Annotated in this window: 20 protein-coding genes; 12 read left to right on the top strand and 8 right to left on the bottom strand. The window is 50.2% G+C overall.

Annotated elements, in window-relative coordinates; translation table 11 throughout:
- Positions 1-103 precede the first annotated feature (103 nt).
- From RFN81_RS04570 to RFN81_RS04535, 8 genes are all read left to right on the top strand, one after another.
- Positions 104-682, top strand: coding sequence for a lipoprotein (locus tag RFN81_RS04570; protein WP_264497989.1), 579 nt, complete (start codon positions 104-106; stop codon positions 680-682).
- A 59-nt stretch (positions 683-741) separates the two neighbouring features.
- Positions 742-2,220: a muropeptide MFS transporter AmpG gene (ampG, locus tag RFN81_RS04565; protein ID WP_264497988.1), complete on the top strand. Its 1,479-nt coding sequence runs from the start codon at positions 742-744 to the stop codon at positions 2,218-2,220.
- Positions 2,221-2,796: 576 nt separating this feature from the next.
- A complete protein-coding gene (gene cyoA / locus RFN81_RS04560) occupies positions 2,797-3,759 on the top strand; it encodes a cytochrome o ubiquinol oxidase subunit II (protein ID WP_264497987.1) in 963 nt (320 codons plus the stop codon).
- Positions 3,760-3,763: 4 nt separating this feature from the next.
- Complete coding sequence (gene cyoB, locus RFN81_RS04555; RefSeq protein WP_264497986.1) at positions 3,764-5,755, top strand: cytochrome o ubiquinol oxidase subunit I; 1,992 nt, start codon at positions 3,764-3,766, stop codon at positions 5,753-5,755.
- Positions 5,745-6,359, top strand: coding sequence for a cytochrome o ubiquinol oxidase subunit III (locus tag RFN81_RS04550; protein ID WP_264497985.1), 615 nt, complete (start codon positions 5,745-5,747; stop codon positions 6,357-6,359). Before cyoB ends, RFN81_RS04550 begins: the two co-directional genes overlap by 11 nt.
- A complete protein-coding gene (locus tag RFN81_RS04545; RefSeq protein WP_264497984.1) occupies positions 6,359-6,691 on the top strand; it encodes a cytochrome o ubiquinol oxidase subunit IV in 333 nt (110 codons plus the stop codon). Before RFN81_RS04550 ends, RFN81_RS04545 begins: the two co-directional genes overlap by 1 nt.
- A 14-nt stretch (positions 6,692-6,705) precedes the next feature.
- A complete protein-coding gene (gene cyoE / locus RFN81_RS04540; RefSeq protein WP_264498870.1) occupies positions 6,706-7,596 on the top strand; it encodes a heme o synthase in 891 nt (296 codons plus the stop codon).
- Positions 7,597-7,784: 188 nt separating this feature from the next.
- Positions 7,785-9,149 carry an MFS transporter gene (locus RFN81_RS04535; RefSeq protein ID WP_264497983.1) on the top strand — a complete coding sequence of 455 codons (1,365 nt, stop codon included), beginning with the start codon at positions 7,785-7,787 and terminating at the stop codon, positions 9,147-9,149.
- A gap of 68 nt (positions 9,150-9,217) precedes the next feature.
- Here the strand turns inward: RFN81_RS04535 and RFN81_RS04530 are convergent, their stop codons facing one another.
- The gene (locus RFN81_RS04530) at positions 9,218-9,709 is read right to left on the bottom strand and encodes a YajQ family cyclic di-GMP-binding protein (RefSeq protein WP_264497982.1); all 492 of its coding nucleotides are present in this window, start codon (positions 9,707-9,709) and stop codon (positions 9,218-9,220) included.
- 188 nt (positions 9,710-9,897) lie between these two features.
- On the opposite strand from RFN81_RS04530, the gene panE reads away from it, so the two are divergent.
- On the top strand, positions 9,898-10,806 hold the full coding sequence (gene panE / locus RFN81_RS04525) for a 2-dehydropantoate 2-reductase (protein ID WP_264497981.1): 909 nt from the start codon (positions 9,898-9,900) through the stop codon (positions 10,804-10,806).
- Between the two features lie 165 nt (positions 10,807-10,971).
- On the opposite strand, the gene thiI is transcribed toward panE, so the two are convergent.
- Entirely contained in the window at positions 10,972-12,420 is a 1,449-nt protein-coding gene (gene thiI / locus RFN81_RS04520; RefSeq protein WP_264497980.1) for a tRNA uracil 4-sulfurtransferase ThiI, read from the bottom strand.
- 255 nt (positions 12,421-12,675) lie between these two features.
- Here thiI and xseB point away from each other — a divergent pair, with 255 nt between their 5' ends.
- Genes xseB through dxs form a run of 3 tightly spaced genes read left to right on the top strand, consistent with a single transcriptional unit; the run spans position 12,676 to position 15,716 of the window.
- The gene (xseB, locus tag RFN81_RS04515; RefSeq protein ID WP_264497979.1) at positions 12,676-12,924 is read left to right on the top strand and encodes an exodeoxyribonuclease VII small subunit; all 249 of its coding nucleotides are present in this window, start codon (positions 12,676-12,678) and stop codon (positions 12,922-12,924) included.
- Entirely contained in the window at positions 12,921-13,832 is a 912-nt protein-coding gene (gene ispA, locus RFN81_RS04510; protein WP_264497978.1) for a (2E,6E)-farnesyl diphosphate synthase, read from the top strand. The genes xseB and ispA overlap by 4 nt, the downstream gene beginning before the upstream one ends.
- Positions 13,833-13,850: 18 nt before the next feature.
- On the top strand, positions 13,851-15,716 hold the full coding sequence (gene dxs, locus RFN81_RS04505; RefSeq protein ID WP_264497977.1) for a 1-deoxy-D-xylulose-5-phosphate synthase: 1,866 nt from the start codon (positions 13,851-13,853) through the stop codon (positions 15,714-15,716).
- 64 nt (positions 15,717-15,780) lie between these two features.
- On the opposite strand, the gene pgpA is transcribed toward dxs, so the two are convergent.
- The 6 genes from pgpA to nrdR all read right to left on the bottom strand — a co-directional run bounded on the left by pgpA (position 15,781) and on the right by nrdR (position 19,994).
- Positions 15,781-16,278, bottom strand: a complete 498-nt coding sequence (gene pgpA / locus RFN81_RS04500; protein WP_264498869.1) for a phosphatidylglycerophosphatase A — start codon at positions 16,276-16,278, stop codon at positions 15,781-15,783.
- 19 nt (positions 16,279-16,297) lie between these two features.
- On the bottom strand, positions 16,298-17,272 hold the full coding sequence (gene thiL / locus RFN81_RS04495) for a thiamine-phosphate kinase (RefSeq protein ID WP_264497976.1): 975 nt from the start codon (positions 17,270-17,272) through the stop codon (positions 16,298-16,300).
- A gap of 67 nt (positions 17,273-17,339) precedes the next feature.
- Positions 17,340-17,759: a transcription antitermination factor NusB gene (gene nusB, locus RFN81_RS04490; RefSeq protein WP_264497975.1), complete on the bottom strand. Its 420-nt coding sequence runs from the start codon at positions 17,757-17,759 to the stop codon at positions 17,340-17,342.
- 24 nt (positions 17,760-17,783) lie between these two features.
- A complete protein-coding gene (gene ribE / locus RFN81_RS04485; protein ID WP_264497974.1) occupies positions 17,784-18,260 on the bottom strand; it encodes a 6,7-dimethyl-8-ribityllumazine synthase in 477 nt (158 codons plus the stop codon).
- Between the two features lie 112 nt (positions 18,261-18,372).
- A complete protein-coding gene (gene ribD, locus RFN81_RS04480) occupies positions 18,373-19,509 on the bottom strand; it encodes a bifunctional diaminohydroxyphosphoribosylaminopyrimidine deaminase/5-amino-6-(5-phosphoribosylamino)uracil reductase RibD (RefSeq protein WP_264497973.1) in 1,137 nt (378 codons plus the stop codon).
- A gap of 35 nt (positions 19,510-19,544) precedes the next feature.
- Positions 19,545-19,994: a transcriptional regulator NrdR gene (gene nrdR, locus RFN81_RS04475; protein WP_005975999.1), complete on the bottom strand. Its 450-nt coding sequence runs from the start codon at positions 19,992-19,994 to the stop codon at positions 19,545-19,547.
- Positions 19,995-20,094: the final 100 nt, after the last annotated feature.

Below are 20,094 nucleotides of genomic sequence, written 5' to 3'. Positions count from 1 at the left end.
ACGATTTACCGCTGTTCAACCCTTTTTCCTTACGGCGACGATGATATGATATCGACAATTTCCGTCGGCTCACTACATTGATTTTTTTACTGAGAATATACGAATGTTGAAAAAATTACTTTACCCTTTTCTGGCTGCCATCCTACTTGCTGGATGTGCAACGCAGAGCAACACACTAAACATAGCCCCCAAAATTAGCCTGCCGTCTCAGGACCCAACATTGATGGGCGTGACGATCAGCATTAATGGTGCGGATCAACGCGCCGATCATGCGCTAGCGAAAGTAAATCGTGACGGCCAGTTGATTACACTGACGCCTTCGCGCGATCTGCGCTTTCTATTGCAAGAAGCATTGGAAAAGCAAATGACCGCACGTGGCTATATGATCGGAACTGGCGGCCCAGTCGCACTACAGATTGTGGTTAATCATTTATATGCCGATGTTTCCGAAGGAAATCTGCGCTACAACATCACGACCAAAGCAGACATCTCCATCATTTCTCAGGCGGTAAATGGCAATAAGCAGGTGAAGAACTATCGTTCGACGTACAATGTTCAGGGTGCCTTCACGGCTAGCAACGATAAAATTACCGCTGCGGTTAACACGGTATTGGGTGATGTCATCAACGACATGGCGCAGGACACCAGTGTTAGCAACTTTATCAAAGAAAACGCCCGTTAATTACTCTATGCCGCTTCCCTTGCGTCAGGGATAGTTCTCAGCAAGGGAAAGGACTCAGTATGTTTAATCGCATCAGTGCCTTATTCAGCCAACGTAATTCGCTTTTTATGCTGTTACTTGGCTTCGCCTCAGGTTTACCATTAGCCTTGACATCCGGCACACTGCAAGCCTGGATGACGGTAGAAAATATCGATCTCAAAACCATCGGTTTTTTCTCCTTAGTGGGCCAGGCCTATGTATTTAAGTTTCTCTGGTCCCCTCTCATGGATCGCTATACCCCGCCGTTTCTTGGCAGACGCCGCGGATGGTTGATTCTCAGCCAACTACTGCTCATTGTCGCTATTGTGGGTATGGGGTTTATGAACCCGGCGCATGATCTCGGGTGGCTGGCGGCGTTAGCCGTGTTGGTCGCCTTCTGTTCAGCGTCCCAGGATATTGTTTTTGATGCCTATAAAACGGATTTACTGCCTGCGGAAGAACGCGGCATAGGCGCGGCCACCTCAGTATTAGGCTACCGTCTTGCCATGCTAGTTTCCGGCGGGCTGGCGCTATGGATGGCGGATCGCTATCTCGGCTGGCAGGCAACCTATTGGCTCATGGCGGGGCTTATGTTGATTGGAGTGTTCGCCACCTTATTAGCACCGGAACCGTTAAATAGTCAGCCTGCGCCACGCACGATAGAGCAAGCCATTGTTGCTCCGCTGCGAGATTTCTTCACCCGCAACAACGCCTGGCTCATTTTACTGCTCATCGTGCTATATAAGCTCGGCGACGCCTTTGCGATTAGCTTAACAACCACCTTCTTAATACGTGGAGTTGGCTTCAATGCGGGTGATGTTGGGTTAGTCAATAAAACGCTAGGGCTAATTGCCACCATTATTGGGGCGATTTACGGCGGACTATTGATGCAACGACTCTCGTTATTCAGAGCGTTGATGTTCTTTGGGCTTCTTCAAGCCTTATCCAACGCGGGATACTGGCTTTTGGCGATCACTGCCAAAAACCTATTTACGATGGCCACGGCCGTTTTTCTAGAGAATCTCTGTGGTGGGATGGGCACAGCGGCTTTCGTCGCGCTGTTAATGACGCTGTGTAATAAATCTTTCTCAGCCACACAATTTGCTCTCCTTTCTGCCCTTTCTGCTATAGGGCGGGTTTACGTTGGGCCGATTGCGGGCTGGTTTGTTGAATCCTATGGCTGGGCATGGTTCTATCTCTTTTCCATTTTTGCAGCATTACCCGGCCTGGCAATCCTGTCCATCTGCCGCGAAACACTGGAATACACCCAGAAGACAGACACCTTTCAGGTTCGCTCCACATTCCAGAATTATTATCAGAAGGCCGTCCTAATGTTAGGATTGGGCGTAGTTTTACTGGCATTGTGGCTCATCCTGCTTATTAGCGACGCATTGAGTGGGTTCTCACTACCGCTATTGGCAGAATGTTTGCTCATTGTCGGCGCCACGCTCTCGCTGCTGGGCGTTATCTTAGGTAGTTTGCTGGATTACCTGTCACTGAGGCGCTCATCAACACCATGAGCATAAAGATAACATTGCTCAGGTGGCATTGACGTTCCTTGAGCAATCATCCCATTTTCACTTAGAGCCTATCTCAGTAGGCGTCATTGTCGCAGCCAGTTTGGTCTCGGACAGCGCGCAGAAACCGGAGCGTACACGGAGTACGTAAGGATTTAGAACACTGTCCTGGGCTAAAATGGCAAGTAAAATAGTCCTAGTGGGATAGGTTCTTAATTATCTCCCTTATAATTATCTTACCGATGGGCATTTTATTTCTGCGCCCAAATCTCGATGCCCTCATTTTATTCGCCATCACAAACACAAATCGAACACATCTCCTTACCCAAAAAGGATTGGAAAATAGGCGTTACAATAAGTTGTAATTTCTTATTATCCATCCATACTCTTAGTGAGGTATGGCCTTAATTGACTGTATTTAAAAATTATTTTTATTTCGAATATTCTTGTGACATCGAAGGCAAAAATCAGCAACAAACGACTGACAAAACCTTAATCATGTTTACAGTGCAGTAACCTTCCCGTAAAATGCCCGCTCGCGTGAAATGACAATAGAGCCCTTGTTATTGAGGTCGCTAGATGAGACTCAGGAAATACAATAAAATTTTTGGGATGCTGTCATTATTCGCAGCCACAATGCTATTGAGTGGTTGTGATATGGCGCTGATGAACCCCAAAGGAGAGATCGGGTTAGAGCAAAGATCGCTAATACTGACTGCCATCGGGCTGATGTTGATCGTTGTGATCCCCGTTATCGTTATGACGATAGCCTTTGCCTGGAAGTTTCGTGCTTCCAATGAAAAGGCGAAATACACCCCGAATTGGTCACACTCCAATAAAATTGAGGCCGTAGTCTGGACTGTGCCTATTATCATTATCGTCATCCTTGGCACGATTACCTGGAAGACAACCCACGCGCTTGATCCTTATAAGCCGTTGGAATCAGACGTTAAACCTATCAATGTCGATGTTGTATCACTTGACTGGAAATGGCTGTTTATTTATCCGGATCTCGGTATTGCGACCGTTAACGAACTGGCTTTCCCGGCCAACGTTCCCGTTGCCTTCAAGATTACTTCTGATTCCGTGATGAACTCTTTCTTCATTCCTCGCCTTGGTGGACAAATTTACGCCATGGCCGGCATGCAGACGAAGCTCCATTTAATCGCGAATGAGCCAGGAAAATACGACGGTATTTCTGGCGGATATAGTGGTAAAGGCTTCTCAGGCATGAAATTCACCGCGATTGCTACGCCAACGCAACAAGCGTTTGACCAATGGGTTGCGAACGTCCGCGCGTCCTCTAATACGCTCAATACAATGGATGAATTCAATGCATTGGCGAAGCCAAGTGAGTTTCATCCTGTCGAATACTTCTCTAGTGTCCAGCCGGATTTGTTCAATAATATTATTCGCAAATTCATAGGCAATGACATGAACATGCAACATCACGATGAAGGCATGAAACACGATGAAAACATGCAGCATGGTGAGAGTATGAACATGGGCGAGCATAGCTCGCACAACGGAGCCGAGGGATAATACGATGTTCGGAAAACTTACACTTGATGCGGTTCCGTATCACGAACCCATTATTATGGTCGTCGTGGCGGCGATCATCGTTGGCGGCCTTGCGCTACTGGCGGCAATAACCTATTTCGGGAAATGGAAATGGCTGTGGACGGAATGGTTTACCTCCGTCGATCATAAAAGAATCGGTATTATGTACATCATCGTCGGTTTGGTGATGATGATTCGTGGTTTTGCCGATGCCATCATGATGCGTGGTCAGCAGGTTTTAGCCTCTGCCGGGCAAGAAGGGTTTCTAAACGCGCACCATTACGATCAGATTTTCACCGCGCATGGTGTCATCATGATCTTCTTTGTGGCGACACCGTTTGTCGTTGGTCTCATGAACCTCGCGGTTCCGTTACAGATTGGTGCACGTGACGTCGCTTTCCCCTTTCTGAACTCTCTCAGTTTCTGGCTATTTGTTGCCGGTGTCATTCTGATCAACCTCTCACTGGGTGTCGGTGAGTTTGCACAGACGGGTTGGGTGGCCTATCCACCACTGTCCGGGAAGGAGTACAGTCCCGGCGTCGGGGTCGATTACTGGATATGGAGTCTACAGGTATCCGGAGTCGGTACGACACTGACAGGGGTTAACTTCTTCGCCACCATTCTGAAGATGCGTGCGCCGGGCATGTCACTGATGAAGATGCCGGTGTTTACCTGGACGGCACTGTGTACCAACGTGCTGATTATCGCCGCATTCCCCATCTTGACCGTGACTATCGCGCTACTGACGCTTGACCGTTATCTCGGCACCCATTTCTTTACTAATGATATGGGTGGCAACATGATGATGTACATCAACCTGATTTGGGCATGGGGTCATCCTGAAGTCTACATCCTGGTGTTGCCGGTGTTCGGTATCTATTCCGAAATCGTCGCTACGTTCTGTAAAAAACGACTGTTTGGCTACACCTCTCTGGTATGGGCAACTATTGCGATTACGGTTTTATCATTCGTCGTTTGGCTACACCACTTCTTTACCATGGGGTCTGGAGCAAACGTCAACGCCTTCTTTGGCATTGCCACTATGATTATCTCAATCCCAACCGGGGTTAAGATTTTCAACTGGCTGTTCACCATGTACCAAGGCCGTATTCAATCCCATTCAGCGATGCTCTGGACCACGGGCTTCATCATCACCTTCACTATTGGCGGTATGACAGGTGTCCTGCTGGCGGTGCCGGGCGCTAACTTTGTTCTGCATAACAGCCTGTTCCTGATTGCTCACTTCCATAACGTGATTATCGGCGGTGTCGTGTTTGGTTGTTTTGCTGGGATTACTTACTGGTTCCCGAAAGCTTTTGGCTTTACGCTGAACGAAACCTGGGGTAAGCGGGCATTCTGGTTCTGGATTATTGGCTTTTTCGTCGCCTTTATGCCGCTGTATGTTCTTGGTTTCATGGGCATGACGCGCCGTCTGAGCCAGCACATTAACCCGGAATTCCACCCGTTACTGGTTGTTGCTTCTATTGGTGCCGTACTGATTGGTATCGGCGTGTTGTGTCAGGCCATTCAGTTCTACGTCAGTATCCGCGATCGTCACCAGAATCGTGATCTGACGGGTGACCCGTGGGATGCCCGCACACTTGAGTGGTCCACTTCCTCTCCGGCACCGTTTTATAACTTCGCTACCGTGCCGCACGTCAATGAACGTGATGCGTTCTGGGAAGCCAAAGAGAAAGGTGAGGCTTACCAGCGTCCTGCCAGCTATGAAGAAATTCATATGCCGAAAAACACCGGTGCCGGCGTGATTATATCCGCTTTCAGCCTAGTATTCGGATTTGCCATGATCTGGCATATCTGGTGGCTGGCCATTATCGGCTTCGCAGGCATGATTGTGACCTGGATTGTGCACAGCTTTAATCAAGACGTGGATTACTACGTACCGGTTAAAGAAATTGAGCACATTGAGAATCAGAACTTTGATCAACTCAGTAAGGCAGGCGTGAAACATGTCAACTGAAACTCTGACTAACAATAATAGCGCCCATGCCGAGCATGGGCACCATGACGCAGGAGCTACCAAGGTATTCGGCTTTTGGGTCTACCTGATGAGCGATCTCATCATTTTCGGGTCGCTGTTTGCAACCTATGCGGTGCTGGTTAACGGTACGGCTGGCGGCCCAAGCGGGAAGGATATTTTCGATCTGTCTTTCGTGCTGGTAGAAACTTTTGCGTTGCTGTTCAGTAGCATTACCTACGGCATGGCGATGATTGCCATGAACAAGGGGTATAAATCTCAGGTCAATACCTGGCTGGCGATAACCTTCCTGTTCGGTTTGGTGTTTATTGGGATGGAAATCTATGAGTTCCATCACTTGATCGCGGAGGGTTATGGCCCGGATCGTAGTGCGTTCCTGTCTGCCTTCTTTGCGTTAGTCGGCACCCATGGGCTCCACGTTACGGGGGGGCTAATTTGGTTGGTCATCATGATGGTTCAGATATCCAAACGAGGCCTAACAGCGACGAATAAAACACGCTTAATGTGCCTGAGTTTATTCTGGCACTTCCTCGATGTGGTATGGATCTGTGTCTTCACCGTCGTTTATTTGCTGGGGGCGATGTAATGAGTCATTCAACAACCGATCATGCTGGCGCCAGCCACGGTAGCGTGAAGTCATATGTGATAGGTTTTGTCCTGTCTGTTATTTTGACAGTCATTCCTTTCAGTATGGTGATGAACGGCACAGCCTCACATAGCGCCATTCTTTTCTCGGTGGTGGGTTGTGCGGTGGTGCAAATTCTGGTGCACCTGGTGTACTTCCTGCACCTGAATACATCCTCAGAAGAGCGCTGGAATGTCGTGGCTCTTGTGTTTGCCGTCCTGATTATCACTATTGTCGTCGTGGGTTCCATCTGGATTATGATGAGCGCACACCACAATATGATGATCCAGTAACAGAGCCGTAAATGATGATTAAGCAATACCTGCAAGTTACTAAACCAGGCATTATTTTCGGAAATCTGATTTCCGTCATCGGTGGATTTCTCCTTGCGGCTCAGGGCAGCATTGATTATTCCCTGTTTCTCGCGACCCTTATAGGCGTGTCGCTGGTCGTGGCCTCTGGCTGTGTATTTAACAATGTCATTGATCGCGATATCGACAAGAAAATGGAGAGAACCAAAAATCGGGTTCTGGTTAAAGGCCTGATTTCGCTGAAGGTAACGTTGGTTTATGCATCGTTGTTAGGTATTGCCGGCTTTGTTCTGCTGTACACTGCCGCGAATCCGCTAGCCATGTGGCTGGCGGTGATGGGCTTCATCGTGTATGTCGGCGTGTACAGCCTGTATATGAAGCGGCATTCTGTCTATGGCACGCTGATTGGCAGTCTGTCCGGCGCCGCGCCACCCGTTATCGGCTATTGCGCCGTGAGTAACCAGTTCGACGCCGGTGCGATGATTTTGCTGCTGATTTTTAGTCTGTGGCAAATGCCGCACTCCTATGCAATTGCAATTTTTCGTTTCAAAGATTATCAGGCGGCCAATATTCCAGTTCTGCCCGTGGTAAAAGGTATCTCCGTTGCGAAAAACCACATCACGTTGTACATCGTGGCATTTGCGGTAGCGACATTGATGCTATCTCTCGGCGGCTATGCGGGTTACAAATACTTGGCCGTTGCCGCAGCGGTTAGCATATGGTGGCTTGGTATGGCGTTGTCGGGTTATAAAAATGCCATTGATGACCGCGTGTGGGCAAAGAAATTGTTTATTTTCTCCATTGTTGCGATTACCTCACTGAGCGTTATGATGTCTGTGGATTCCATGGCTCCCGCACATGATGCCTTGCTGACCTACTTGCGTTAACAAAAAACCACATGCGCTGCATGCGCGAGAATAAGCATTTAAAAACAGGCAGGTCGTCTGCCTGTTTTACTTCCCTCCCCTTCCACCACCTCCGTGTTTTTCTTCTGCCAAATCACGTAACAAACCTATCGTTTACTGGCTGGTCAATAACACACTAAAATAGCGCCGACAGTTTTCAGAGGTAATGAATGAACGACAATAAAATGACCCCAGGCGAATTGCGCGCCACATGGGGTTTAGGCACCGTTTTTTCACTACGCATGCTTGGCATGTTTATGGTGTTACCCGTACTAACCACCTACGGCATGGCCTTACAAGGTGCCAGTGAGGCGCTGATTGGGATCGCCATTGGCATTTATGGGCTCATGCAGGCCATTTTTCAGATTCCTTTCGGTTTGCTGTCTGACCGTCTTGGCAGAAAACCACTGATTGTTGGCGGACTGCTCATTTTCGCACTCGGCAGCGTTATTGCCGCACTAAGCGATTCTATCTGGGGGATAATTCTCGGCCGTGCATTACAGGGCGCGGGGGCAATCTCGGCTGCCGTCATGGCATTACTTTCCGACCTAACGCGCGAGCAAAATAGAACAAAAGCGATGGCATTTATCGGCGTTAGCTTTGGCGTTACCTTTGCTATCGCCATGGTCGTTGGTCCTATCGTTACCCACGCCTTTGGCTTACAAGCGCTTTTTTGGGGCATCGCCCTTCTGTCACTCGCTGGCATTTTCATTACCTTAACGCTGATCCCAACTGCGCCAGCCCACATTCTGAATCGAGAGTCGGCGATGGTGCGTGGCAGCTTTCGCAAAGTGCTGAGTAATCGCCGCCTGTTGAAACTGAATTTCGGCATCATGTGCCTACATATCTTATTGATGTCGAGCTTCGTTGCTGTGCCTCGTGCAATGGAATCCGCAGGGTTAGCGCCGCAAGACCATTGGAAGGTCTATCTGGTCACCATGCTGATATCCTTTATCGGTGTCGTACCCTTTATTATTTATGCCGAAGTCAAAAGGCAGATGAAGCAGGTTTTCGTCGGTTGCATCATGATACTCATCGCGGCGGAGATCGTTCTAGGGTTTGCGGATCGGCATCTCTGGCAAATTATCGTCGGCATACAGCTATTTTTCCTGGCATTTAACATTATGGAAGCGCTGTTGCCATCACTGATTAGTAAAGAGTCGCCTGCAGGCTATAAAGGCACGGCGATGGGGGTTTACTCCACCGCACAATTTATTGGCGTCGCCATTGGCGGTAGTCTCGGCGGCGGGGTGTTTGAACTTTATGGCGCCTCCGCCGTGTTTGCCACTGGCGTGGCGATTTCTGCGCTCTGGCTGGCCCTCGGCTTGACGATGCAGGAACCACCGTATCTCAGTAGCCTGCGAATTACGCTGCCTGCACTGGCATTGCAGGATAATGACCTGGAACAAAAAATTCGTACTCAGCCTGGCGTTGCCGACGTGGTTATCATGCCGGATGAATACAGCGCCTACGTAAAGATCGACACTAAAAAAACCAACAGACAACAATTAGAACGCTTCGTGGGCCAATCCTGAGCCGTCAAAAAGAAAAGGCGCACTTGTTGGCCTTTTCTTCCCTCAGCCCACAGACAGAGAGCTAAGCATCAATCACGGAAATTGGTAAATTGGAAAGGTTGCCCTAAATTACCGCCGCGAATCAACGCCATTACCCCTTGTAAATCATCACGTGATTTACCCGTGACTCGAATCTGCTCCCCCTGAATCTGCGCTTGCACTTTCAACTTACTGTCTTTAATCAGCTTGATGATTTGCTTCGCCAGCGTAACTTCAATACCTTGCTTCAGCTTCGCTTCCACACTATAGGTTTTGCCACTGTGCTCCATCGCTTCCGGGATTTCCAGCGCTCCGCCTTCAATACCCCGCTTAACTAGCTTTTCACGCAAAATATCGACCAACTGTTGTACCTGGAAATCAGACTCACTGGCTACTTTGATACTCTGCGATTTCTCATTGAGTTCAAAGCTGGCCGGAACATTACGAAAATCCCAGCGAGTACTCAGATCGCGCGTTGCGTTTTCCACCGCGTTACGGACTTCCTGCATATCAATTTCCGAAACAATATCGAAAGATGGCATAATTCATTCTCCTGACAAATGTGGCTGGCGAGCATAATAACCGCTCTTCTACGATAAGCAAGATGCCAGACACGATCCCGATTTTTACTCAGTATCAGGTAAACAGGCCGAATAACACCGAGTTATAGTGTGAACGATAGCCTATGATAGGAGATCGATAGTGCCTGCATCTAACAAGGGAGACGCACATGAAAATCACCGTTCTTGGCTGTGGCGCACTGGGGCAACTTTGGCTCTCTGCATTGCATCAGCAAAGGCATGATGTCCAGGGATGGCTACGCATTCCTCAACCATATTGTTCGGTCAATGTCACCAAGTTGGACGGTCAGCACTGTAATCTCAATGTGACGGCGAACGATCCCGAACACCTCGCTCAAAGCGAACTGCTGCTGGTAACATTAAAGGCCTGGCAGGTTTCCGATGCCGTCACCGCACTATTGCCGCAACTCAGCCCACATTGCACGATTCTGCTTTTGCATAACGGGATGGGAACACGAGAAGAATTGCCGACCCTAGCGCAACCGCTCGTGTTTGGCGTCACGACGCATGCCGCTCGGCGTGATGCAACCAACGTTGTACACGTTGCCGCGGGTACAACACATATCGGCACTTTTAATGGCGATAGCAGTCAAAGCCATTTGGCTGAGGTGCTGCACCATGCCTTACCCGATGTCGCCTGGCACACCAACATTACCGCCACCTGCTGGCTGAAACTGGCGGCCAACTGCGTCATCAATCCGCTAACGGTAAAATATCGTTGCACGAATGGCGAGCTTTCCGCCTACCCCGAGCTTATTGCCACACTCTGCCAAGAGGTAGCCAGCGTTATGGAACGGGAAGGCTTCCATACATCCCGAGAGAGTCTACAAATTTACGTCAATCAAATTATTCAGAACTCGGCGGCAAACACCTCATCGATGTTGCAAGACATCCTCGCACAACGACACACCGAGATCGATTACATTACCGGCTACTTGTTGCGCCGTGCTCGCCTGCATGGCCTCACGCTCCCCGAAAATGCCCGCCTGTTTGACGAGATTAAGCAAGAGGAAAATGATTATGACCGCATGGGTACGGGAGTGTCAGGAGCCTGGTAGGGCAGTAAGAAATTGGGCCGCACAGCTATAGATTTATCTTGGGGTGAAAATGGGCAAAACGACTACACAACTCAGGTGGCTACAGAGAATGTATGATTGTCGCGCTGCGTTTTACCGTCACTGGGATGTACTGTGATGAATAAGGCGCGTCAGCGCCTTATCCCTTTACGGACGATAAACCTTAATATTGCTGAAACCTTGCTCGCGTAGATACAGCGCCTGTAAGCGACTCATTACGCCACGTTCACAGTAAAGCAGGTAAGTTTTACTCTGATCCAAATCGCCAAACTGCGCTCCCAGCTTGTAAAACGGTAACGATTTTATATCAACCTGCTCTAACTTAAGCGGTTTATCATCCTGTTCATCCGGCGCACGGATATCTAACAGCACATCGGTTGGCGCAATTGAGGCAACCGTTTCGACTTCAATGACGTCCTGCCTGGTCTGCTCTGCGATCTCACGAATGTCAATATTCCGCGCTTCGCTCACTACGCGTTCCAAAATAGCAAAATCAAAGCGGCTTTCTTCAGCCTCAATCTTCGCTTTGACCGCCTTCACCGTCGGACTTTTCGAGATCACACCACAGTATTCCGGCATTGTTTTAGCAAAATCTTCCGTTCCTAATTCACGCGCCTGTTTGATAATGTGCTCTTTATCATGTGAAATCAGCGGACGTAGAATCAGGGTATCAGATGCGTTATCAATCAAACGTAGATTGGTAAGCGTTTGGCTGGAAACTTGCCCCAATGCTTCGCCGGTCACTAGGGCTTGAATACCATAACGCTCAGCGATTTTGGAGGCCGCGCGCACCATCATGCGCTTCAAAACGACCCCCATTTGGCCATCATCAATTTTTTCCAGGATTTCACCCACCACAGGATCAAAATCGATGGCAATAAAACGCACCCGGTGTGAGCTACCAAAACGATGCCATAAATAATGCGCGACCTGTTTCACACCAATCTCATGAGCCGCCCCTCCGAGATTGAAGAAACAATAATGTACGCGGCATCCGCGACGCATCAGCATATAGCTGGATACGCCGGAATCAAAACCGCCAGAAATCAGCGATAGCACATCTTCCTGCGTACCGATCGGGAAGCCGCCGATCCCTTCATAACGCCCTTTAATCAGCAGCAAGCGGTCCTGCTCGATTTCCAGATGCACCGTAACCTGCGGTGCAGTAAGGTTGACTCGCGCCGTTTCAATGTGTTGATTCAATCCGCCGCCCACATAGCGTTCGACATCCTGAGAACTAAACTCATGCTTACCACGGCGTTTAACTCGGACACAAAATGTCTTGCCTTCCAGACGCTCACGATACAGCGCCAGCGCCTGTTCAAAGATATCGTGCATATCGGTATAGGCGTGGTCTTCAACTTCCAGGATATGGTGAATACCTGGGATTCTCGTCAGCGCCTCACGAATCGCCTCACGCTGGCTTTCATCTTTAGCCCGAACCTCAATATGATCCCAGTGACGGACAACCGCCAGCGTTTCATCATAGTGTTTTAATACGTTGCGAATGTTGCCGGTGAGAATCTTGATAAAGCGCAACCGCACCGATTGACTTTTGATGGTGATTTCCGGGAACAATTTAATGATAAACTTCATGGCGGCTGTCGTTACTTGATAAGAAAGGCGTAAATAAATTTACACTGAGCACAAAAATCACGTTATCGGTAAAATTAGCCCAAACGGAGATGATTTTACCGATAGCATCCAGGGCGCGGAGTATATCATTATATGAAGATATACTGTGCGCTTTAACCGTATAATTGTTGCGTGTCTCAGAGAGAGTACTAGCATCATCACCCTCTGCTGGCCCATATCAACAGCGTTCAACATCATCAGGATTCTAAAACCACTATGCCTAAGAAGACCGAGCCGCCAGTGAGCTTCGAAAGTTCGCTGAACGAACTGGAAAGAATCGTCACCCGCCTCGAATCCGGCGAATTGCCGTTGGACGACGCGTTGAATGAATTTGAACATGGCATCCAACTCGCTCGCCAGGGACAGCAAAAATTGCAACTGGCGGAACAACGCGTACAAATTCTGCTAAGCGATGATCCTGAGGCGCCGCTGTCGCCGTTTACGCCGGATAATGACGCGCTATGACCGAATTCAGCGTGCAACTGAATGCACATTACCAACGCGCTAATCGTATGCTGGAGCATTACATCGCCAGACTCCCCTTTCAGAGTAGTCGACTGGTCAATGCGATGGCGTATGGCTTACTCTTAGGTGGCAAACGCCTGCGGCCATTTCTGGTTTATACTACAGGTGAACTGTTTAGTGTGCCGTTAGTCAATTTAGATGCGCCTGCTGCGGCAATAGAGTGCATCCATGCCTACTCTTTGATTCATGACGATCTGCCTGCGATGGACGACGACGATTTACGACGTGGGCAACCGACCTGTCACATTAAATTTGGTGAGGCTAGTGCCATTCTGGCGGGAGATGCACTACAAACGCTGGCTTTTTCTATTCTGTCCGACGCGCCGATGCCCCAGGTCTCTGACCGCGATCGACTGGCGATGATTTCAGAATTAGCACAGGCAAGTGGTGTCGCTGGGATGTGCGGCGGGCAGGCTTTCGATCTGGAAGCGGAAGGCCATCATGTCGATTTAGCGGCATTAGAGCGGATTCACCGTCATAAAACCGGGGCCTTGATTCGCGCCGCTGTTCGACTAGGTGCGTTGGCCGCTGGTGACGTTGGCCGTGCAGCGCTACCTCATCTGGATCGCTATGCTAATGCGATCGGCCTCGCCTTTCAGGTTCAGGACGATATTCTCGATGTTGTAGGGGATAGTGCGACTACCGGCAAACGTCAGGGCGCCGATCAGCAACTCGGTAAAAATACTTATCCCAGTTTGTTGGGATTAGATAATGCTCGAAAAAAAGCACAGGAGCTCTATCAGGAATCGCTGGCATCATTAGATGCACTCGCCGTCTCCAGCTCTAGGTCCCTGAATATTGCACCGCTACAGGCGCTGGCGAATTTCATCGTTGAACGCGATAAGTAATTACTTAATGAGTTTCTAATGAGTTTAGATACCGCGAAGTACCCGACATTGGCGTTAGTAGAAACACCGGATGAACTTAGGTTATTACCGAGAGAGCGTTTGCCAACGCTATGCGACGAACTACGCCAATATCTACTGGACAGCGTCAGCCGTTCAAGCGGCCATTTTGCTTCAGGGCTAGGAACGGTTGAATTAACGGTTGCGCTACATTATGTCTATAACACGCCTTTCGATCGCCTTATCTGGGATGTGGGCCATCAGGCCTACCCGCATAAGATCCTGACGGGACGCCGAGATCGTATTTCAACGATCCGCCAAAAAGGCGGGTTGCATCCCTTTCCGTGGCGTGATGAAAGCGAGTATGACGTATTAAGCGTTGGACACTCATCCACCTCAATCAGCGCCGGGTTAGGGATGGCCGTCGCCGCGGAGCGTGAAGGGAAAGGACGTCGTACCGTATGTGTCATTGGCGACGGCGCAATTACCGCGGGCATGGCCTTTGAGGCGATGAACCATGCTGGCGACATCCGCACCGACCTGCTGGTCGTATTGAACGACAATGAAATGTCGATTTCGGAAAACGTTGGTGCATTAAACAACCATCTCGCACAGCTGTTATCCGGCAAGCTTTATGCGAGCCTGCGTGAAGGCGGCAAAAAAGTGTTATCCGGCCTACCGCCAATCAAAGAACTGGTGAAACGCACCGAAGAACACCTTAAGGGGATGGTTGTACCGGGTACGCTCTTTGAGGAATTGGGTTTTAATTATATTGGCCCAGTTGACGGCCATGACGTTCAGGCGCTAGCAGCCACACTGAAAAACATGCGCAGCCTGAAAGGCCCGCAGTTACTGCACATCATGACGAAAAAAGGCAAGGGCTACGCTCCTGCCGAGCAAGATCCTATCAGTTGGCATGCGGTACCAAAATTCGACCCCGCCAGCGGTACATTACCGAAAAGCAAAGAAGGCGCGCTCCCCACCTATTCGAAAATTTTCGGGCAATGGCTACAAGAAACGGCGGCCAAAGACAGCAAGCTTATGGCGATTACGCCTGCGATGCGCGAAGGATCCGGCATGGTGCAGTTCTCCCGCGACTACCCGCAGCAATATTTCGACGTGGCGATTGCTGAACAGCACGCCGTCACGTTTGCGGCGGGTCTGGCCATCGGTGGCTATCATCCGGTGGTCGCCATTTACTCGACGTTCCTGCAACGCGCCTACGATCAGGTCATTCACGATGTGGCGATCCAAAATTTACCCGTTCTGTTTGCTATCGATCGCGGCGGAATCGTCGGTGCTGACGGACAAACACATCAGGGCGCATTCGATCTTTCCTTCTTACGCTGCATTCCGAATATGGTCATCATGACGCCCAGCGATGAAAACGAGTGCCGCCAGATGCTACACACGGGATATTGCTACCAAAAAGGGCCGACGGCGGTACGTTACCCGCGCGGAAACGGCACGGGAACTGAACTTACCCCTTTATCCATACTCCCCATCGGCAAAGGTGTGGTGCGTCGTCAGGGTAAAACAGTCGCAATTTTGAACTTCGGTACGCTATTACCAGAAGCCCAGGATGCAGCAGAACAACTAAACGCTACGCTCGTCGATATGCGGTTTGTGAAACCGCTGGATGAAGAACTATTAGAAGCGCTAGCGCAGACGCACGGTTCATTCGTAACATTGGAAGAAAATGCCATTATGGGTGGGGCGGGAAGCGGTGTGAATGAATTCATCATGGCGAAAAGGCTTGCCATTCCAGTGCTGAATATAGGCCTACCGGATATTTTTATTCCGCAAGGCTCACAGGAAGAAGTCCGAGCCGATCTGGGGCTGGATGCTCCGGGCATAGTACGTAGAATCACGCAGTGGATGAAATAAAAAGCACGCTACAACCGGAGCTTAGGCTCCGGTTCATTAGGCGGTAGTCTGATGAAACAGTCGCTCAGAATATCGCCACGTGATAGCCGATAAAATAGATAATCCCCGCGGAGATCACACCAGCGACGATATCATCGACCATGATCCCCATACCACCATGCACGTTGCGATCAAACCAACGAATCGGCCAGGGTTTCCAGATATCCAGACAACGAAAGACAACAAATCCGGCGGCCACCCATTGCCATTCATCCTCAGGGATCGCCATCAGGGTAATCCACATACCGACAAACTCGTCCCAGACGATGCTGCCATGATCGTGAACGCCCATATCTTTTGCTGTTCGATGGCACAGGTAAACACCGATGCAAATGCTGAGCATCACCAACAGAGAATATAATTCAAGCGGCAGGAAAGACATGAGATACCACAGGGGGATCGCCGCTAGCGACCCTGCGGTGCCAGGCATCCAAGGGGACAGACCGCTACCCAACCCCGTCGCCAGCAGATGCCACGGGTTACTCAACCGTAAGCGGCTCTTCGCCACCTTATCGCCTTTCATTTTACGCGTAGAATCGGTTTTATGCGCTAAAATGGTCATACCCTTTCCAATTCAGCTCGGTCGCCTTATTGTCCCTGAAAAAGCGCAAACCTTCAGACGCAGGTCCGATTTGCCCGATACAAGTGTAAGCGGCACCAAGATGCCCCAAGGCGAGTTCCAATGCCCCACGGTTTATTTCCGGCACGGTAAAGCACAATTCGTAATCTTCGCCGCCAGATAGCGCCCAGCGCAACGCTTGCTCTTCGTCAACACAGTTACGCAGCCACTCTGATTGCGGTATCGCATCCAGATTGATCCGCGCGCCGCACCCGCTAGCCTTCAGGATATGCGGCAGATCGGAGATAAGCCCGTCGGAAAGATCGATCGCCGCGCTGGCAAGATCGCGCAATGCCTGACCTTGCAGGATTCTGGGATGAGGACGAAGATGGCGCCGAACTAACCCTTGCCGGGCTTCATCATCATCGACATGTAGGGTGTGCTGGAGGATAGCTAAGCCAGCGGCGCTATCACCTAATGAGCCAGTGACATAAATCCAGTCGCCTATTCTCGCTCCGCTACGCGTTAACGCCCGTCCAGCTGGCACCAGGCCGTGGATGGTCAGCGTCAGGCTCAGCGGGCCACGCGTTGTATCCCCACCAACTAATTGCATACCGTAATAATCGAGCAGTTCGAATAGGCTGTCACTGTAGGCAGACAGCCATTGGCTATTGCTTTGCGGCAAGGTAATGGCAAGAAAAAGCCAGGCAGGATCCGCGCCCATCGCAGCCAGATCGCTTAGATTAACCGCCAAGGATTTGTATCCCAGATCGGCAGGATCGATTTCAGGTAGGAAATGAACACCCGATACTAGCGTGTCGGTACTTACCGCCAGCACTTGTTTATCTGCCACCGTCAGTAATGCGCAGTCATCACCGATACCTACTTCAACATCGCGACGTGCGCCTCTGCCCCGATTAAAATAGCGGGCAATAAGGTCAAACTCACCTTCAACCATAACCTTTCCAGCCAGATAAGTTCAAAAGCGATTGAGGCCGGATATCCGGCCCCGACGCGATTCATATTTACTTCTTACTTTTACGCACACTCGGTGCGGCTTTATCCAGTACGCCATTCACAAATTTATGGCTATCTTCAGCGCCAAAGGTTTTGGCCAGCTCGATGGCCTCATTAATCGCCACCTTGTAAGGAACGTCTTCGCGCTTACTCAACTCAAACATCGCCAAACGTAGAATCGCTTTTTCAACCTGACCCAGTTCGTCAATCTGGCGAGACAGAAAAGGCGTCATCAGTTGATCCAGTGCTTCAACCTGAGTGGCTACGCCCACCAGCAATTCACGAAAATAGGTAATGTCGACATCTTTAACATCCTGATCGCTCAGGAATTGATATTCAACATCGGCAATAGCATTTTTAGATAATTGCCAGGAGTAAAGCGCTTGAACCGCACATTCACGAGCGCGGCGGCGAGCAGCAGGTTTCACGGAATTCCCCTTAGGTAATCAGGCTTACTTAATCGCTTTCAATACATTAATCATTTCTAACGCGGTCAAGGCGGCTTCAGCGCCCTTATTTCCCGCTTTCGTGCCAGCACGCTCAATCGCTTGTTCGATGCTTTCTGTCGTTAGCACACCGAAAGCAACAGGGATTTCGCTGTCCATCGCCACGGAAGACAGGCCAGAGCTACACTCGCCTGCGACATATTCAAAATGCGCCGTTCCACCACGAATGACCGTTCCTAGCGCAACCACGGCATCATAGCCGCCATTTTGGGTGCTTTTGGTCAGTGCCCGAACCGTCAAGGGGAGTTCGTAAGCGCCCGGTACCCAAACGACGGTGATGTTTTCGTCTTTAACCTGACCAATGCGCTTCAATGCATCAAGCGCCCCTTCCAACAGACTGTCATTGATAAAATGGTTAAAACGCGCGATTGCAATCGCCACACGGGCATCAGGAGTAGCAACAACACCTTCGATAACGTTCATAGCTTTCCTTGTATCTGGTCTCTATCATGGCCCGCAGGGGGGCGGATTCTATCATAATTTTTATTGGCGCGTATCCGGTTTTGTCTTGCTCGCGCCGCGTATTGCATACGTATCAGACTGTGGGTTTCAAGCGTAATCGTAAATCTGGCCCAATCTGACGAACCTCTACGACATCAAACTCCGGCGCCTGAGACAGGCGGCTCACTCCAGGCAAGAGGCATAGCGAACGGGCATTTTCGCCCAATAGTTTGGGCGCAAGATAGACGATAAGTTCATCCACGACGCCGGCCTCCAGCAACGCACCCGCCAGGCTAGCACCGGCCTCAACCCAGACCGAGTTAATTTGACGTTTTCCCAGCGCCTCCATTAGCGCCACCAAATCTACGCCGCCATGGCGCTCCGGCAGCATTATATGCTCAACACCACGCGGCCAGACTTGGTCATCAACTCGCACTTGTGCCAACCAGGTCTCACCCGGTTGGCTAATAATTTTATGCTGCGGCGTTACTCGTCGCTGGCTGTCTACTATCACCCGCACAGGTTGTCTGAGATCCGCTTCGAAATAGCATTTCTGCACATCGTCGCCTAATTCTGCCCACCGCACGGTAAGAGCGGGATCGTCGGCTAGCACCGTCGCGCTACTACTCAGAATCGCCGCACTTTCCGCACGAAAACGCTGTACATCCTGACGGGCCTGCGGGGAAGTTATCCACTGGCTTTCACCGGAAGCCATTGCCGTACGGCCATCCAAAGATGCCGCCATCTTAAGCTGTACGTAAGGAAAGCCGGTTCGCATACGCTTAAGAAAGCCTACATTCACTTTCTCGGCTTCCGCCATCATTAAGCCATGGCTGACGGCAATCCCTGCTTGCTGTAAGCGGCTTAACCCTCGACCAGCAACCTGCGGATTGGGATCCTGCATCGCTGCCACCACACGGGAAACACCAGCACTAATCAGCGCATCAGCGCACGGTGGCGTGCGGCCATGATGGCTACACGGTTCCAGCGTGACGTATACCGTCGCGCCACGCGCACGTTCCCCTGCCATTCTGAGCGCATGTACTTCAGCATGTGGTTCACCCGCACGGAAATGATACCCCTCCCCGACAATTTCGCCATCACGCACGATCACGCAGCCAACATTAGGGTTCGGCGTCGTTGTAAAACGACCACGGCGCGCCAGTCCCAACGCGCGCGCCATGTATAATTCATCCTGCGGCAATTGACCGTTTCCTCGAAAAACGCGCATTCCGGCTCCTGTTATCTTTAACGGCTCGGCACCATTTAATCCTGTAAACGTGCGATTTCTTCGCCAAATTCGCGTATATCTTCAAAACTACGATACACCGACGCAAAACGGATATAAGCCACTTTATCGAGTTTTCTTAAGGCTTCCATCACCAGATTCCCCACCATTTTGGTGGTCACTTCCCGTTCTCCCGTCGCGCGCAGATGAGATTTTATGTGGTTAATCGCCATTTCGACATCATCAGAGCTCACCGGCCTTTTTTCCAGCGCTTTCAACATACCGCTACGTAATTTATCTTCATTAAAGGGTTCGCGAACTTCGTTACTTTTGATGACGCGCGGCATCACCAACTCGGCCACTTCAAAGGTGGTGAAACGCTCATGACAAACCAGACACTGTCGACGACGACGTACTTGCGAACCTTCGCCGACCAGTCGGGAATCAATAACTTTGGTATCAACGGCGGAACAAAACGGACAATGCATGATGTATCCTGACCAGGAATTCTTAACATACAGATAGTTTACCCTGAAATACCGGACTCACCAAAAACCCCAGACTCCGGTTGCGAAGCGGTTCGCATCT

This window comes from Pectobacterium cacticida (genome assembly GCF_036885195.1).
Taxonomy (GTDB): domain Bacteria; phylum Pseudomonadota; class Gammaproteobacteria; order Enterobacterales; family Enterobacteriaceae; genus Pectobacterium; species Pectobacterium cacticida.
This window is presented reverse-complemented; position numbering and strand designations above follow the sequence as displayed.

What these genes read in the sequence shown, in the direction of transcription:
- RFN81_RS04570 (WP_264497989.1), top strand. Translation starts at nt 104, where the DNA reads ATGTTGAAAAAATTACTTTACCCTTTTCTGGCTGCCATCCTACTTGCT.
- ampG (WP_264497988.1), top strand. Translation starts at nt 742, where the DNA reads ATGTTTAATCGCATCAGTGCCTTATTCAGCCAACGTAATTCGCTTTTT.
- cyoA (WP_264497987.1), top strand. Translation starts at nt 2,797, where the DNA reads ATGAGACTCAGGAAATACAATAAAATTTTTGGGATGCTGTCATTATTC.
- cyoB (WP_264497986.1), top strand. Translation starts at nt 3,764, where the DNA reads ATGTTCGGAAAACTTACACTTGATGCGGTTCCGTATCACGAACCCATT.
- RFN81_RS04550 (WP_264497985.1), top strand. Translation starts at nt 5,745, where the DNA reads ATGTCAACTGAAACTCTGACTAACAATAATAGCGCCCATGCCGAGCAT.
- RFN81_RS04545 (WP_264497984.1), top strand. Translation starts at nt 6,359, where the DNA reads ATGAGTCATTCAACAACCGATCATGCTGGCGCCAGCCACGGTAGCGTG.
- cyoE (WP_264498870.1), top strand. Translation starts at nt 6,706, where the DNA reads ATGATTAAGCAATACCTGCAAGTTACTAAACCAGGCATTATTTTCGGA.
- RFN81_RS04535 (WP_264497983.1), top strand. Translation starts at nt 7,785, where the DNA reads ATGAACGACAATAAAATGACCCCAGGCGAATTGCGCGCCACATGGGGT.
- RFN81_RS04530 (WP_264497982.1), bottom strand. Translation starts at nt 9,709, where the DNA reads ATGCCATCTTTCGATATTGTTTCGGAAATTGATATGCAGGAAGTCCGT.
- panE (WP_264497981.1), top strand. Translation starts at nt 9,898, where the DNA reads ATGAAAATCACCGTTCTTGGCTGTGGCGCACTGGGGCAACTTTGGCTC.
- thiI (WP_264497980.1), bottom strand. Translation starts at nt 12,420, where the DNA reads ATGAAGTTTATCATTAAATTGTTCCCGGAAATCACCATCAAAAGTCAA.
- xseB (WP_264497979.1), top strand. Translation starts at nt 12,676, where the DNA reads ATGCCTAAGAAGACCGAGCCGCCAGTGAGCTTCGAAAGTTCGCTGAAC.
- ispA (WP_264497978.1), top strand. Translation starts at nt 12,921, where the DNA reads ATGACCGAATTCAGCGTGCAACTGAATGCACATTACCAACGCGCTAAT.
- dxs (WP_264497977.1), top strand. Translation starts at nt 13,851, where the DNA reads ATGAGTTTAGATACCGCGAAGTACCCGACATTGGCGTTAGTAGAAACA.
- pgpA (WP_264498869.1), bottom strand. Translation starts at nt 16,278, where the DNA reads ATGAAAGGCGATAAGGTGGCGAAGAGCCGCTTACGGTTGAGTAACCCG.
- thiL (WP_264497976.1), bottom strand. Translation starts at nt 17,272, where the DNA reads ATGGTTGAAGGTGAGTTTGACCTTATTGCCCGCTATTTTAATCGGGGC.
- ribE (WP_264497974.1), bottom strand. Translation starts at nt 18,260, where the DNA reads ATGAACGTTATCGAAGGTGTTGTTGCTACTCCTGATGCCCGTGTGGCG.
- ribD (WP_264497973.1), bottom strand. Translation starts at nt 19,509, where the DNA reads ATGCGCGTTTTTCGAGGAAACGGTCAATTGCCGCAGGATGAATTATAC.
- nrdR (WP_005975999.1), bottom strand. Translation starts at nt 19,994, where the DNA reads ATGCATTGTCCGTTTTGTTCCGCCGTTGATACCAAAGTTATTGATTCC.